This window comes from Streptomyces djakartensis (assembly GCF_014651075.1).
Classification (GTDB): Bacteria; Actinomycetota; Actinomycetes; order Streptomycetales; family Streptomycetaceae; genus Streptomyces; species Streptomyces djakartensis.
Window position 1 is genome coordinate 21,731 of sequence record NZ_BMWE01000021.1, and the last position, 14,766, is coordinate 36,496.

Annotated in this window: 12 protein-coding genes; 2 read left to right on the plus strand and 10 right to left on the minus strand. The window is 72.8% G+C overall.

Going from position 1 to position 14,766, the window contains the following annotated elements; all coding sequences use genetic code 11:
• Positions 1 to 14: 14 nt before the first annotated feature.
• From IE212_RS28400 to IE212_RS28410, 3 genes are read right to left on the minus strand one after another with little or no spacing between them, the layout of a single operon-like run.
• Positions 15 to 1,454, minus strand: a complete 1,440-nt coding sequence (locus IE212_RS28400; protein ID WP_190200826.1) for an NAD-dependent succinate-semialdehyde dehydrogenase — start codon at positions 1,452 to 1,454, stop codon at positions 15 to 17.
• Positions 1,451 to 4,327 (minus strand): FAD-binding and (Fe-S)-binding domain-containing protein, encoded by a 2,877-nt coding sequence (locus IE212_RS28405; protein ID WP_190200827.1) that lies wholly within the window; start codon positions 4,325 to 4,327, stop codon positions 1,451 to 1,453. Before IE212_RS28405 ends, IE212_RS28400 begins: the two co-directional genes overlap by 4 nt.
• Positions 4,324 to 5,592, minus strand: coding sequence for an aspartate aminotransferase family protein (locus IE212_RS28410; RefSeq protein WP_190200828.1), 1,269 nt, complete (start codon positions 5,590 to 5,592; stop codon positions 4,324 to 4,326). The genes IE212_RS28405 and IE212_RS28410 overlap by 4 nt, the downstream gene beginning before the upstream one ends.
• A gap of 225 nt (positions 5,593 to 5,817) precedes the next feature.
• On the opposite strand from IE212_RS28410, the gene IE212_RS28415 reads away from it, so the two are divergent.
• Positions 5,818 to 7,455: a PucR family transcriptional regulator gene (locus IE212_RS28415; RefSeq protein ID WP_229864626.1), complete on the plus strand. Its 1,638-nt coding sequence runs from the start codon at positions 5,818 to 5,820 to the stop codon at positions 7,453 to 7,455.
• 14 nt (positions 7,456 to 7,469) lie between these two features.
• Here the strand turns inward: IE212_RS28415 and paaE are convergent, their stop codons facing one another.
• From paaE to paaA, 5 genes are read right to left on the minus strand one after another with little or no spacing between them, the layout of a single operon-like run.
• Entirely contained in the window at positions 7,470 to 8,585 is a 1,116-nt protein-coding gene (gene paaE, locus IE212_RS28420; RefSeq protein WP_229864627.1) for a 1,2-phenylacetyl-CoA epoxidase subunit PaaE, read from the minus strand.
• Positions 8,585 to 9,100 carry a 1,2-phenylacetyl-CoA epoxidase subunit PaaD gene (paaD, locus tag IE212_RS28425; RefSeq protein ID WP_190200829.1) on the minus strand — a complete coding sequence of 172 codons (516 nt, stop codon included), beginning with the start codon at positions 9,098 to 9,100 and terminating at the stop codon, positions 8,585 to 8,587. Before paaD ends, paaE begins: the two co-directional genes overlap by 1 nt.
• The gene (paaC, locus tag IE212_RS28430) at positions 9,094 to 9,921 is read right to left on the minus strand and encodes a 1,2-phenylacetyl-CoA epoxidase subunit PaaC (protein WP_190200830.1); all 828 of its coding nucleotides are present in this window, start codon (positions 9,919 to 9,921) and stop codon (positions 9,094 to 9,096) included. Before paaC ends, paaD begins: the two co-directional genes overlap by 7 nt.
• A gap of 10 nt (positions 9,922 to 9,931) precedes the next feature.
• On the minus strand, positions 9,932 to 10,225 hold the full coding sequence (gene paaB, locus IE212_RS28435) for a 1,2-phenylacetyl-CoA epoxidase subunit PaaB (RefSeq protein WP_190200831.1): 294 nt from the start codon (positions 10,223 to 10,225) through the stop codon (positions 9,932 to 9,934).
• Positions 10,222 to 11,208: a 1,2-phenylacetyl-CoA epoxidase subunit PaaA gene (gene paaA, locus IE212_RS28440; RefSeq protein ID WP_190200832.1), complete on the minus strand. Its 987-nt coding sequence runs from the start codon at positions 11,206 to 11,208 to the stop codon at positions 10,222 to 10,224. Before paaA ends, paaB begins: the two co-directional genes overlap by 4 nt.
• Positions 11,209 to 11,358: 150 nt before the next feature.
• On the opposite strand from paaA, the gene paaK reads away from it, so the two are divergent.
• Entirely contained in the window at positions 11,359 to 12,663 is a 1,305-nt protein-coding gene (gene paaK, locus IE212_RS28445; RefSeq protein ID WP_190200833.1) for a phenylacetate--CoA ligase PaaK, read from the plus strand.
• Between the two features lie 8 nt (positions 12,664 to 12,671).
• On the opposite strand, the gene IE212_RS28450 is transcribed toward paaK, so the two are convergent.
• Together IE212_RS28450 and IE212_RS28455 are read right to left on the minus strand one after the other, a co-directional pair.
• A complete protein-coding gene (locus tag IE212_RS28450) occupies positions 12,672 to 13,877 on the minus strand; it encodes a PP2C family protein-serine/threonine phosphatase (protein ID WP_190200834.1) in 1,206 nt (401 codons plus the stop codon).
• Between the two features lie 115 nt (positions 13,878 to 13,992).
• A complete protein-coding gene (locus IE212_RS28455; RefSeq protein WP_190200835.1) occupies positions 13,993 to 14,751 on the minus strand; it encodes an IclR family transcriptional regulator in 759 nt (252 codons plus the stop codon).
• Between the last annotated feature and the right edge of the window lie 15 nt (positions 14,752 to 14,766).

A 14,766-nucleotide genomic window follows, 5' to 3' on the forward strand; every position in this document is an offset into this window, starting at 1 on the left:
GCTCCCGGGACGTGTCAGCGCACGGGCACCGCCAGGTACTGGTACTCCAGGAACTCGTCGATGCCCACCCGGCCGCCCTCGCGGCCGAGCCCGGACTGCTTGACGCCGCCGAAGGGGGCGGCGGGGTTGGAGACGAGACCGGTGTTGAGGCCCACCATGCCGACCTCCAGGCGTTCGCTGACGCGCAGGGCGCGGTCCAGGCCCTCGGTGAAGACGTAGCCGACGAGGCCCCAGGGGGTGTCGTTGGCGCGGGAGACGACCTCGTCCTCGTCGTCGAAGGTCAGGATGGCGGCCACGGGTCCGAAGATCTCGGTGTCCATCAGACGGCTCTCGGGGGACACGTCCGTTAGCACGGTCGGCGGGTAGAAGCAGCCCGGCCCCTCCGGCGTGCGGCCGCCGACCAGCACCTGGGCGCCGCGCTCGACCGCGTCCGCGACCAGTTCCGCCACCTTGGCCCGCCCGGCGGTGTCGATCAGCGGGCCGACATCGACACCGTCCCGGGTGCCGGGGCCGACGACCAGCGCGCCCATCCGCTGGGCGAGGCGTCGCCCGAAGTCGCCGGCCACCGAGCGGTGGACGAAGAAGCGGTTGGCGGCGGTGCAGGCCTCGCCCATGTTGCGCATCTTGGCGACCATCGCGCCGTCCACGGCCGCCTCCAGGTCGGCGTCCTCGAAGACGATGAACGGCGCGTTGCCGCCCAGTTCCATCGAGGTGCGCACGACAGTGTCGGCGCACTGCGCGAGCAGCAGCCGGCCGACGGCCGTGGAGCCGGTGAAGGACAGCTTGCGGATCCTCCCGCCGCGCAGCAGCGGCTCGCACACCTCGCCGGCCCGGGAGGTGGTGACGACGTTCAGCACCCCGTCGGGCAGGCCGGCCTCCTTGAGGATCCCGGCCAGGGCGAGGCTGGACAGCGGAGTCTGCGGGGCCGGCTTGAGGATCATCGTGCAGCCGGCGGCGATGGCCGGGCCGATCTTGCGGGTGCCCATGGCCAGCGGGAAGTTCCACGGCGTGATCAGCAGGCAGGGGCCGACCGGACGGCGGGAGAGCAGCATGCGGTTGCGCCCGTCGGGAAGGATGCCGCAGCCGCCGTCGATGCGGACGGCCTCCTCGGAGAACCAGCGGAAGAACTCCGCGGCGTACGCCACCTCTCCCCGGGCCTCGGCCAGCGGCTTGCCCATTTCGGAGGTCATCAGGTGGGCGAGTTCGTCGGTGCGCTCGAGGATGAGTTCGTAGGCGCGGCGCAGGATCTCGCTGCGGGCCCGGGGCGCGGTGCGCGCCCACTCGGCCTGTGCCTGGACGGCCGCCTCCTCGGCCGACCTGGCGTCCTTGGGGCCGGCGTCGGCGACGTGGCAGAGGATCTCGCCGGTGGCGGGGTCGTCGACGGGCATGGTGGCGCCGTCCGCGGCGTCCACCCAGGCACCGCCGATGAACAACTGGGTCAGTACCTCGGTCATGTCGTCTCTCCTGGTCGGTCGGCGGCGGGGTCGAGCAGTTCCGCGAGGTGCAGGGCACGGGTGCCCCGGTCACCGGCGAGGTGGTCGATCTGGGTGGCGCAGCTGAAGCCGTCGGCCACGACGGTCCGTCCGCCGAGGCCGTCGAGGCGGGGTTTGAGGGCCAGGTCCGCCACGGCCATGGAGGTGTCGTAGTGCTGTTCCTCGAAACCGAAGTTGCCGGCGAGGCCGCAGCAGCCCTCGGCCTCGTCGACGCCGCTCACGCCGAGGCGGCGCAGCAGGTCGGCGGGGCGGCGGCCCTTGAACGTGGCGTACTCGTGGCAGTGGGTCTGCAGCACGACGTTCCCGGGCAGCCGGGGTGGCGTCCAGCCCTCGTCGGCGAGGTCGGTGAGGGCTCCGGTGAGGGTGTGGACGCGGTCCGCTACCCGCTGGGCGGCCGGGGTGCCGAGCAGTTCGGGCACGTCGCGCTTGAGGGCGGCGGCGCAGCTGGGTTCGGCCACGACGATCGGCCGGGTGTCGCCGGTGTCGAGGGCGGCGACGGTGCGGGCCATGATCCGCCGGGCGACGGACAGCTGGCCGGTGCTGACCCAGGTCAGCCCGCAGCACAGAGCGTCCTGGACGGTGCACGGGAGGCCGGCGTCGGCGAGGACGCGGCTGGTGGCGCCGGCGATCCGGGGGCGGAAGGCGCGGGTGAAGCTGTCGACGAACAGCACCGCCTCGGCCGGCCCGTCCGGCTTCGCCGCGCGCAGGGTCCTGCGCAGGGCGCGGCGGGAGGCGAAGGCGGGGATCCTGCGTCTGGTCGTCACGCCGCCGAGTCGGGCGAGGAGCTTGCCCAGTGGTCCGCGCAGCACGGCGTTGACCGGTCGGGCGGCGTATCCGGCCAGGGCCGAGGTGAGGGGCAGCCAGCCCAGGGAGTAGTGGGAGCGGGGCCTGAGCCTGCCCTTGTAGTGCTGGTGGAGGAACTCCGCCTTGTAGGTGGCCATGTCGACACCCACCGGGCAGTCGCTGGAGCACGCCTTGCACGACAGGCACAGGTCCAGGGCGTCGCGCACCTGCGTGGAGCGCCAGCCCTCCCGCAACGCCTCGCCGCGCATCATCTCCTGCAGCATGCGGGCCCGGCCTCGGGTGGAGGCGTTCTCCTCTCCCGTCGCCCGGTAGCTCGGGCACATCACACCGCCCGTGTCGCTGCGGCACCGGCCGACACCCACACAGCGGCGCACCGCCCCGGCGAAACCGTCCGCGTCGTGGGGGAAGCCGAACGTCGTCTCCACCAACGGCAGTTCACGCAGCGCCAGGTTCCCGTCGAGCGGGGCCGGATCGACGATGACGCCGGGGTTCAGCAGCCCCTCAGGGTCGAAGACCTTCTTGAACGCGGCGAACGCGGCGATCATGCGATGGCTGTACATGACCTCCAGCAGTTCGCTGCGGGCCCGTCCGTCACCGTGCTCGCCCGACAGCGTGCCACCGTGCTCCACGACCAGCGCCGCCGCCTCGGACAGGAACCGCCGCATGACCGCCCGCCCGGCCTCGGTGGCCGGGTCGAAGTCGATGCGCACGTGGACGCAGCCCGCGCCGAAGTGCCCGTACAGCACACCGGTCAGGTCGTGGGAGACCAGCAGCTTGCGGAAGCCGCGCAGGTAGGAGGCGAGGTTCTCGGGGGCGACGGCCGCGTCCTCCCAGCCCGGCCATGACTCACCACCGTCGACGAGCCGGGCGGCCAGCCCCGCACCGTCCTCACGCACCCGCCACAGCGAACGCCGCTCGGCCGGGCTGTCGACGACCCGCCCTCCGGTCATACGGCCCCGGGACCTGAGCGCGTCCAGCAGCTCGGCCGCCCGGGCGTTCACCGCGGCCTGGTCGTCGCCTTCGAGCTCGACATACAGCCAGGCCCGCCCCTCGGGCAGACCGGTCACCGAGTCCGCGCCCCGGCGGGCCCTCATGGTGGCCACGATCGCCTCGTCCATGCCCTCCACGGCACTGGGCGACCAGCGCAGGATCTCCGGCACGTCCTCGGCCGCCTCGACCACATCGTCGTAGCCGAGGGTCAGCAGGGTGGATGCCTGTGCGGCCGCCACCAGGCGGACCGTCGCGGCGGTGACGACCGCACAGGTGCCCTCGGTGCCCACCAGCGCGCGGGCCGTGTCGAAGCCGTTCTCCGGCAGCAGGTGCTGCAGCTGGTAGCCGGAGACCTGGCGCGGGATGCGGCCCAGCTCGGTCCGGATCGCCGCCAGGTTGCCGTCGATCAGCTTCCGCAGGTCGGATTCGAGCCGGGCGACGCGCCGCACAGCCTCCGCGTCGCCCGGCTCGGCGGCACGCAGCCCGCAGCGGTCGGCGACGGCCCGCACGCCGTCGGCCGTCACGATCTCCAGCGCCTCGACGTGTCCGCTGGTCCGCCCGTCGCGCACTGACCGGTTGCCGCACGCGTCGTTGCCGATCATGCCGCCCAGCGTGCAGCGGCTGTGCGAGGACGGGTCCGGGCCGAAGTCCAGGCCGTGCAGTGCGGTCGCGCCGCGCAGCGCGTCCAGCACGACACCGGCCTCGACCCGCGCGGTACGCGCCTCGGCGTCGATGTCCAGGATCCGGTTCATGTACCGGGAGAAGTCCAGGACGACGCCGGGCCCGACGGCGTTGCCGGCCATGCTCGTGCCGCCGCCCCGGGCCGTGACCGGCACACCCGCCTCACGGCAGGCCCGCAGCACCGCGACCACGTCGTCGGCGGTGCGCGGGAAGGCCACGGCCCGCGGCGGCACACGGTAGTTGGAGGCGTCGTAGGCATAGGGGCCGGTCGCCCCCGGGCCGGTCTCCACCCGCAGACCGGGCGCGATCTCGGCGATGCGGGCCGTCAGACCCGCCAGGTCGCGGGTGGCGGTGGTCATCGGTCCGCCGCTCCCGAGGTGCCGGCCTCGACGGCGTTCGCCCAGGCCTGGAGGCCCTCGTCCACGCCCGCCTCGTCGATGACGAGCGCCGGGATCATGCGCACGACCTGGTTCCAGGCGCCGCACAGCAGCAGGAGCAGGCCCTCGTCGATGGCGGCGCGCTGCACCCGGGCGGCGGTCTCGGGGTCGGGGCCGCCGTCCTCGTCGACGAACTCGGTGGCGAGCATCAGGCCGAGGCCGCGGACGTCACCGATGCCCGGGGTACGGTCGGCCACCGCCTCCAGGCCGGTACGCAGCCGCTTGCCCATCGCCTCGGCGTTCTCGACGAGCTCCTCGTCGCGGACGACGTCCAGGGTCGCGCAGGCGGCGGCGCAGGCGACGGCGTTGGCGCCGTACGTGCCGCCCTGCGAGCCGGGCCAGGCCTTGCTCATCAGCTCCTCGGAGGCGGCGATGCCGGACAGCGGGAAGCCGCTGGCGAGGCCCTTGGCGGTGACGAGGATGTCCGGGGTGACGCCGAAGTGGTCGTGGCCCCAGAAGCGTCCGGTGCGCCCGACGCCCGTCTGCACCTCGTCGAAGATGAGCAGGAAGCCGTGCCGGTCCGCGCGCTCCCGCAGCCCCTCGACGAACGCGCGGTTGGCGGGGACGTACCCGCCCTCGCCGAGCACCGGTTCGACGATGATCGCGGCCGTGTCGGCCGGCGAGGAGATCGTCTGCAGGGTGTAGTCGAGCTCCTTCAGGGCGAAGCGGGTGGCGGTCTCCTCGTCCCAGCCGTAGCGGAAGGGCGTCGGGAACGGGGTGACGACCACGCCGCTCATCAGCGGGGAGAAGCCGGACCGGAAGCGGATGCCGGAGGTGGTCATGGAGGCGGCGGCGACGGTGCGGCCGTGGAAGCCGCCGTGGCAGACCAGGACGTTGGGGCGGCCGGTGGCCTGGCGGGCCAGCCGCAGCGCCGCCTCGACGGCCTCGCTTCCGGAGTTGGTGAAGAACAGGCTGTCCAGGCCGGCCGGCAGGACCTCGCCCAGCTTGTCGACGAGGCGCCGCAGCGGCTGGTGCATGACGGTCGTGTACTGGCCGTGCACCAGCGTGCCCACCTGCTCCTGCGCCGCCGCCACGACCCTGGGATGGCAGTGCCCGGTGCTGGTGACGCCGATGCCGGCGGTGAAGTCGAGGTAACGGCGGCCGTCCTCACCGTAGAGGTGGATGCCTTCGCCTCGGGCCGCGACCACGGGCGTGGCCTGGCGAAGGTGCGGCGACAGTGCGGTCATGTTCGTCTCCCGGCCGTGCGTCGAGGTCTGGGTGCTCGTCGGTCCGGTATCCGAGCATCCGAGCCACCCAGAGAGGCGACAACGCGTGATGTGTCCAGCGGGAGCGCGATGTTCGGACGTTGTGTCAGCCGGCGAACCCCCCGGGTACCGCCCGCCCCTCCCGTGGACAGCTCTTGCGCAGGTCAGCGCGGCTTGTCAGAGTGACCGGGCGAGCAGGGAGACATCGTGAACGAACAGCCCCCGGCGACCGGCCGGGACTCCGCCCCGGCCGGTCGCGCGCCCACCGTCGCCGACGTCCTCGCCCTGCCCGTCCTGGCCGCCGGGCAGCCCCAGGTGATCACCGGGCTGTCCCAGCTGGACCGGCCGGTGCGCTGGGTGCACATCACCGAGCTGACGGACCCCGCGTCCTTCCTCAAGGGCGGCGAGCTCGTCCTGACCACGGGCATGCCGCTGCCGGACGACGCCGCGGGCGTCCGCCGGTACGTCGACGAGCTCACCGACGTGGGAGCGGCCGCCCTGGTCATCGAGCTGGTACGGCGCTACCACCGCCCGCCCGACGCCCTCGTCCAGGCCTGCCGCGCGCGGCGTCTTCCCCTGGTCACCCTCGCCCGGGACGTCAACTTCCTGGAGGTCACCCAGGTCGTGCACGCCCTCATCCTCGGCAATCAGGCCGACGCGATGCGCCGGACCCAGCGGATCCACGAGGCGTTCACCGCCCTGACGCTGCGCGGCGCGGGACCGCAGGACGTGGTGCGCGCGGCGGCGGAGATGAGCGGCCGCACGGTCGTCCTGGAGAACCTGGTGCACCAGGCGCTGATCTGCGAGCCGTCCGGGAGCACGGTCGAGGACGCCCTCGCCGGGTGGGAGCGGCGCTCCCGGGCCGCCGAGCCCGGCGACCACACGGAGGTGGGCGGCCCGGAGGGCTGGCTCACCTCGCCCGTCTCCTACCAGGGCGAACGCTGGGGCCGCCTGGTCATGCTCGGACTCTCCGCGCAAGGGCCGGACTTCGGGCCGGAACACGTGACCGTGCTGGAACGCACGGCGATGGCCCTGACCGTCGCCCGTCTCATCCATGCCACGCCCTGGGAGCACACGGCCCACCGCACCGCGCTGCGGGAGCTGGCGGAGCAGCTCCACCACTCCCCCGAGGACACCCGCGCCCGCTGTGCCGCGCTCGGTCTGCCCACCGAGGACAGCCGGTTCGTGGCGATCCTCGTCGACCTCGGGCCGCAGGCGGCCGGCGGTGAGCTGGAGGCCCGGCTGCACCGGGATCTGAGGTCGGCGGGTGTCGCGGCACTCGTCGGCGAGCTCTCCCCCGGCCGCCTCGGCGTCCTGCCCGCCCTGCGGCCCGCCCAGCCCTGGCGCCCGGTGGCCGAACGCCTGAGCCGCACCGCCCTGAGCCTGGCCCCGGGGGCGATCGTGAGTGCCGGCTCGGAGGTGGCCGACCTCGCCGACACCGCGCGCTCCTTCCGGGAGGCGGCCCGGGTCCTGGAGGCCACCCCGCCCGGCCAGCCCCTCCCCGCCGGCCGCTCCTTCCACGAACTGCCGGACGTCGGCCTGCGCCGCCTGCTGTACGCCCTGCGCGAGGACACGCGGATCCAGGACTACACGGAGCGCCGGCTCGGCCGGCTCATCGAGCATGACACCAGGCACGGCACCGACCTGCTGACGACCCTCGGCCACTATCTCGACGCGGCGGGCAACAAGACCGCCGCGTCCCGCCGCGGCGGCCTGTCCAGGGAGACGATGTACCAGCGCCTGCGCACCATCGAACGCGTCCTCGGCATCGACCTCGAGTCCGGCGAACGGCGCACCGAACTCCATGTGGCACTTACGGCGTTGCGCGTCCTGCGGACCGACTGAACCCCGGCTCCGGCTCAGGTGTCGAAGTCCACCGTCAGCGCCTCAGACACCGGGAACGACTGGCAGGTGAGGACGTAGCCGGCGTCGACCTCGGCCGGTTCCAGGGCGAAGTTGCGGCGCATGTCGGCCTTGCCGTCGGTGATCCGGGCACGGCAGGTGCCGCAGACGCCGCCCTTGCAGGCGAAGGGGAGGTCGGGGCGGGTCTGCTGGGCGCCTTCGAGGATGGTGCGCTCCCGGGGCAGGGCGGAGGTGGTGGAGCGGCCGTCGAGGGTGACGGTGACCTGGCTGACGGGCCCCGAGGGGCCTCTCTCGGTGTGCCGCACCTCGCGTACGGGCTCGTCGTCGGCGTAGAACAGCTCCTGGTGGACGCGGTCGGCGGGGACGCCGAGACCGGTCAGGACCTGCCTCGCGGCGCGGACCATGCCGTGCGGGCCGCACAGCCACCAGTGGTCGGCGGACGGTACGTCGACCAGCGCGTCGACGAGCGCGGCCAGCCGGTCGGCGTCGAGACGTCCGGAGAGCACCTCGGCCTCGCGAGGCTCCCGGGAGAGGACGTGGGCGAGCTGGAAGCGCGTCGGGTAGAGGTCCTTGAGGTCGGCCAGCTCGTCGGCGAACATCACGGTGCCGGTGCGGCGGTTGCCGTAGAGGAGGGTGACCGTCGAGCGGGAGTCGGCGGCCAGGACGGACTCGGCGATGGAGACCATGGGGGTGATGCCCGAGCCGGCGGCGATGAGGACGTGGTGGCCGGGCGTGGTGAGGTCGGGTGTGAAGGCCCCGGTGGGTGCCATCACCTCGACGGTGTCGCCGGGGCGCAGGTCACGCACCAGCCAGGAGGAGAACAGGCCGCCGGGTACGACCCGGACGCCGATGCGGGGCGGTGTGCCGGCGGGCGAGCAGATCGAGTACGAGCGGCGCTCGTCGCGGCCGTCGATCTCACGCCGCAGGGTGAGCGACTGGCCGGGCGCGAAGGCGAACTCCTCGGCCAGTTCGTCCGGGATGTCGAAGCTGACGGCCGCCGCGTCCTCGCACAGCGGCAGCACGGCGGCGACCCGCAGGGGGCGGAAGACCGGGCGTCGGCGGGCACGGGCGCCTGCCGCCGGGGCGGGGGCCGGCTCCATCAGGTCCTCCATCAGATCTCCTTGAGGTGCTCGAACGGCTCGCGGCAGGCGCGGCAGCGCCACAGGGCCTTGCAGGACGTGGCGCCGAAGCGGGAGGTCTCCTCGGTGTCGGCGGAGCCGCAGCGGGGGCAGGGCACCGAACGGCGGGCCGGCGACAGCACCAGCGGGACCGGTCCGGTGGCGCCCGCCCGCCTGGCCCCGGGCGGGGCGATGCCGTGTTCGGCGAGCTTGCGGCGGCCGTCCGCGGTGATCCAGTCGCTGGTCCACGGCGGGTCCAGGACGGTGCGGATCTCCACTCGCGCGTATCCCGCGGCGCGCAGCCGGGCAGCCACACCCGCCCGCATCTCCGCCATCGCCGGGCAGCCCGAGTAGGTCGGGGTGAGACTCGCGACGACCGTCCCGTCCGGGGCCAGACAGACCTCGCGCAGCACGCCGAGGTCGGCCAGGGTGAGCATGGGCAGCTCCGGGTCGGGCACCTGCTCGGCGATGCGCCGGGCCCGTCGGGCGTCGAGCAGCGTGGTCACCATGCCGCCTCCGGATGAGCGCGGGCCACGCCCTGCAACTCGGCCAGCAGCGGGGTGAGATGCTCGGTGTGCTCGCCGGCGCGGCCCGAGCCGGGCAGGGGACGGTAGACGGGCATGGGCAGGCCTGCCGCCTCGGTGACCTGGCGCAGCACGGCGACGACCTCGTCGCGGACGTCGTACGCGGTGAACAGCTCGCCCAGGTAGGGGGCGACCTGCTCCTGCGCCTTGCGCATCCGGCGGTGCGACTCCTCGGTGCCGTCCCCCAGCCGCACCGCCCACTCGGCCGCGTACTGCCGGTGGTAGGCCAGTTCCTTCACGCCCTTGGCGGCGATCGCGGCGAGCACCGGGTCGCGGTGGGCGGTGAGCCGCTCGAAGTGCGCGAGGCGCCAGCTGGAGAACACCAGCAGCCGCACGACGGTGAACGCGAAGTCCCCGTTGGGGAGTTCGGCCAGGCGCACGTTGCGGAAGTCGCCGGCGTCACGGAAATACGCGTAGGCGTCCTCGCCGCGCCCGGTGCCGTCGGCCTGGCCCGCCCGGGAGTAGAGCATGCGGGCCTGGCCGAGCAGATCGAGCCCGATGTTGGCCAGGGCGACCTCCTCCTCGAGCTCGGGGGCCCGGGTGGTCCACTCGGCCAGCCGCTGCGCCGCGACCAGGGCGTCGTCGGCCAGGGTGACGCACAGGGCGGCCAGTCCACCGGCGTCCACGCCGTCGGGCACGGTGGTGTCCACGCCGTGCAGGGGGTCCTCGAAGCCGGTGCCGTAGGCCCAGCGGGTGTCGTCCTCGTGGCCCTCGGCGAGGGTCAGGTAGACGTGGTCGTCGCTCATGCCCTCTCCTTCAGATGTGCGGGACGTCGTCGGGGATGTCGTAGAAGGTCGGGTGCCGGTAAACCTTGTCGGCGCTGGGAGCGAAGAAGGGGTCCTTCTCGTCGCGCGTGGAGGCGGCGATGTGCTTGGAGCGCACCACCCAGATGCTCACGCCCTCGTTGCGCCGGGTGTACAGGTCGCGGGCGTGGGTGAGCGCCATGCGGTCGTCGGCGGCGTGCAGCGAACCCACGTGGACGTGGTTGAGCCCGCGCTTGCCGCGCACGAACACCTCGTACAGCGGCCATTTCTGCTTCTCGGCGGTCATGCCACCGCTCCCTTCTCCGCGCGGGCGGCCTGCTTGACGGCGTGGGCGGTGGCCGCCTCGCGTACCCAGGCGCCCTCCTCGTGGGCCGTGCGGCGCCGTTCCACCCGCTGGGCGTTGCACGGGCCGTCGCCCTTGATGACCCGCATGAGCTCGTCCCAGTCGGGGGTGCCGAAGTCGTGGTGCCCGCGCTCCTCGTTCCAGCGCAGCTCCGGGTCGGGCAGGGTGACGCCGAGCTTCCCGGCCTGCGGGACGGTCATGTCGACGAAGCGCTGGCGCAGTTCGTCGTTGCTGTGCCGCTTGATCTTCCAGGCCATGGACCGCGCGGAGTTGGGCGAGGCGTCGTCGGGCGGGCCGAACATCATCAGGGACGGCCACCACCAGCGGTTCACGGCGTCCTGCACCATCTCCCGCTGCTCGGGAGTGCCGCGCATCATCGTCATCAGCAGCTCGTAGCCCTGCCGCTGATGGAACGACTCCTCCTTGCAGATGCGCACCATGGCGCGCGCGTAGGGGCCGTAGGAGCTGCGGCACAGCGGCACCTGGTTGCAGATCGCCGCCCCGTCCACGAACCAGCCGATGACGCCCACGTCGGCGAAGCTCAGCGTGGGGTAGTTGAAGATCGACGAGTACTTCTGGCGGCCCTCGATCAGCCGCTCGGTCAGGTCCGCGCGGTCGGCGCCCAGCGTCTCCGCCGCCGAGTACAGGTACAGGCCGTGCCCGGCCTCGTCCTGGACCTTCGCGAACAGGATGGCCTTGCGGCGCAGCGACGGCGCCCGGGTGATCCACTCGCCCTCGGGCTGCATGCCGATGATCTCGGAGTGCGCGTGCTGTGCGATCTGCCGGACGAGCGTCTTGCGGTAGCCCTCCGGCATCCAGTCACGCGGCTCGATCCGCTGGTCCCGCGCGATCGTCGCGTCGAAGTGCCGCTGGAGAACCGGCTCCGCGCCGTCCGCCCCCGGGGGGCTGGAGTGTGTCGTGTCCATCCGTCCCACTTCCCAACCGACCATTCGTTCGGCCCATGGTATGACAAGCCGGCGCGCCTTGGTAAGGCCCTGACCCTTGACAGGTGTCGACGCTGGTTGATTACTTTGCGGCACCGAAGCTAACCGAATGTTCGGTCGGGCTACAAGGCGGTGTACGAAGTGATCCCCCACGATCTACTGGACGACGGTGAGCGCCTGACACGCGCGGAACTGCGCGAACTCCAGCTCGACCGTCTGCGGCGGAGTCTGCGCCACGCCTACGACAACGTGGAGACGTACCGGAAGAAGTTCGACGAGGCCGGGGTGGGGCCCGAGGACTGCCGCACCCTGGAGGATCTGTCCCGCTTCCCGTTCACGACCAAGGCGGACCTGCGCGACACCTATCCCTTCGGCATGTTCGCGGTCCCCATGGACCGGGTCCGCCGGATCCATGCCTCCAGCGGCACCACCGGCCGCCCCACGGTCGTCGGCTACACGGAGAAGGACCTGTCGATGTGGGCGGACCTCGTCGCCCGCTCGATCCGGGCGGCCGGCGGACGGCCCGGCCACAAGGTGCACATCTCCTACGGCTACGGACTCTTCACCGGCGGCCTCGGCGCGCACTACGGCGCGGAACGGGCCGGCTGCGTGGTGATCCCGGCCTCCGGCGGCATGACCGCGCGCCAGGTGCAGATCATCCAGGACTTCCGCCCCGAGATCATCATGGTCACCCCGTCGTACATGCTCACGCTGCTCGACGAGTTCGAGCGGCAGGGCGTCGACCCTCGCTCCACCTCTCTGCGGGTGGGCGTCTTCGGCGCCGAGCCGTGGACGGAGGAGATGCGCCGCGAGATCGAGGAGCGGACGGACATCCACGCCGTCGACATATACGGGCTGTCGGAAGTGATCGGCCCGGGTGTCGCTCAGGAGTGCGTGGAGACCAAGGACGGCCTGCACGTGTGGGAGGACCACTTCTATCCCGAGGTCGTCGACCCGGTCACCGGTGAGGTGCTGCCCGAGGGCACGGAGGGCGAGCTGGTCTTCACTTCCCTGACCAAGGAGGCCCTGCCGGTCGTCCGCTACCGCACCCGCGACCTGACCCGGCTGCTGCCCGGCACGGCACGGCCCGCCTTCCGCCGCATCCAGAAGATCACCGGCCGCTGCGACGACATGATCATCCTTCGGGGGGTGAACGTCTTCCCCAGCCAGATCGAGGAGATCGTGCTGCGCACGCCCGGCGTGGCCCCGCACTTCCAGATCCGGCTGACCCGGCGGGGCCGCCTGGACCACATGACCGTGCGCGTCGAGACCCGCCCGGACACGCCCGCCGAGCGGCGCGAGGCCGCTGCCCGGGCGATCGCGCAGGACGTCAAGGACCGCGTCGGCGTCACGGTCGAGGTGACGATCGTCGAACCGGAGACACTGGAACGCTCCCTCGGCAAACTCAAGCGGGTCACGGACCTGCGCGAGCCGTAGCGGCGACGTCACGCGCGGCAGCGCGCCTCGCAGACCGCGGCGGGAGCTGCCGCCTCGGCCGGCACACCCGCTTCGGACAGGGCCGGCTTCCGGATCAGCAGGAGCGCCGCGTCGTCGTGGAGCCGGCCCCCCACGTGGGCCAGCAGCTCGTCGTGCAGGGCGCCGAGGGTGTGGGCCGGATCGTGGGACACATGACGCTCGAGGCCTTCGGCGAGCGGATAGAAGGCGCGGCCGTGGTCGCGGGCCTCGGTGACGCCGTCGGTGTAGAGCAGCAGCTGGTCGCCCTCGTCGAACGGAAGCTCCTGGAGACCGGGCGAGTGACCGGCGAGGGCGCGCAACCCGAGGGGCGGAGACGGAAGATCGGGTTCGACCGGCGTGACCCTCCCCGAGGCGCGCACCAGCAGCGGGGGCGTGTGCCCGCAGTTCACCACCTCCAGATGCCCTTGCGGCGGATGTCCGGCGACCACGGCGGTGACGAAGTCGTCGTGGCCGAGGTTGCGCGCCAGGCTGCGCTCGATCCTGTCGACCACGGCGAGCAGGTCGGGCTCGTCGTGAGCGGCCTCCCGGAAGACGCCGAGGACCAGCGCGGCGGTCCCCACGGCGGGCAGCCCCTTGCCGCGCACATCGCCGACGATCAGCCGTACCCCGTGCGGGGTGGGTATCAGGGCGTAGAGGTCGCCGCCGATCCGGGCCTCGGCGGCCGCGGCGCTGTAGCGCACGGCCACCTGGAAGGGGCCGACGTTCGCCGGTACGGGCCTGAGCAGCGCGTGCTGGGCGGTCTCCGCGACCGATCGGACGGCCGCGAGCACCCGTTCCCGGCGCCCGCGCAGGAGACTGGCCAGGCCGCTCGCGAGGGTGACGGCCACCAGGGCCGACAGCACGGCGGCCAGCTCACGGCCCGGAACGCCGTCCCGGATCCCCAGCAGCGCGCCGAGCACCGCGGCGAGGAGGCCGACACAGACGACGCCGCGCGGCCCGTTGGTCGTGGCGGCCAGCGCGGGCCCGGCGGCGAGGAGCGGCAGCCAGATCATCCCGGCGCCGCCGGCGAGATCGGCGAGCAGGACGGCGATGACGATCAGTACGGGCAGGACGGGCGTACCCGCGGCCAGCTGCCCGAGGGCCCGCCTGCGGGCCGAAGCCCCGGCACCGGCCACCCGGACGCCGGCCGGCTGTTCAGGCCAGTGGTCGTCACCGAGGTCTCGCGCATGGCTCATGTTCTTGTCCGTGTCCCTCACCTGCGTGCGGGATGCGAGGCATGCAGCACATCCCATAAATATCCGACTTATCCAGAAAAAGGGGTGGACTGGGACACCGGCAAGGAGCGGAATTTCAGATAGTGAGCGAGAGGCTCCGGGTCACGCGGCTCGCGGTCGGGAGCAGCCGCTCGCGGATCTCCGGCAGTCTGGACAGCCGGTTCGCGGGCAGCGAGACACCGAGGGAGCCGATGGTGTTCCCGCTGTAGACGGGGACGGCGACACAGACCGTGCCGAGGGCGTACTCCTCGAGGTCGGTGACGGCCGGGGCCAGGGGCGGGGTCTCCAGGCGCCGGAGCAGTTCCGGCGGGCTGGTGACCGTCCGGGGGGTGAGGTCGGCGAGGTGGTGACGGGCGAGGTAGTCCTTGCGGGCCTCGACGTCCATTTCGCGCAGCACGGACTTGCCGAGCGCGGTCGCGTGCCCCGCGTCCTCGAAACCCACCCACAGATCGACACGAGGAGTCCCCGGCCCGTCGACGATCTCGGCGACCCTGATCTCGCCCTCCTCGTAGAAGGTGAGGTAGGCGGGGCTCGCCAGTTCGTCGCGCAGCGCGGCCAGCGTGGGCCGGACACGGCCGAGCAGCGCCTGGGCGCGGCCGGTGCCGCGCAGCGCCTGGAGTTTGTCGCCGAGGACGAAGCCCCCGTCGTCCAGCTTCCGCACGTACCCGTCGTGGACGAGCGTCCGGAGCAGGTGGTAGGCGGTGGCCAGGGGCAGGCCGGTCTCACGCGCCAGCTGCTTCGCCGGCGCGCCGTTCTGGTGCGCGCTCACCGCCTCCAGCAGACGCATGGCCCGCTGGACGGACGTGATGAGCGTAGGGCCGTCGTGCCCACCCACAGCACCAGCCTGCGC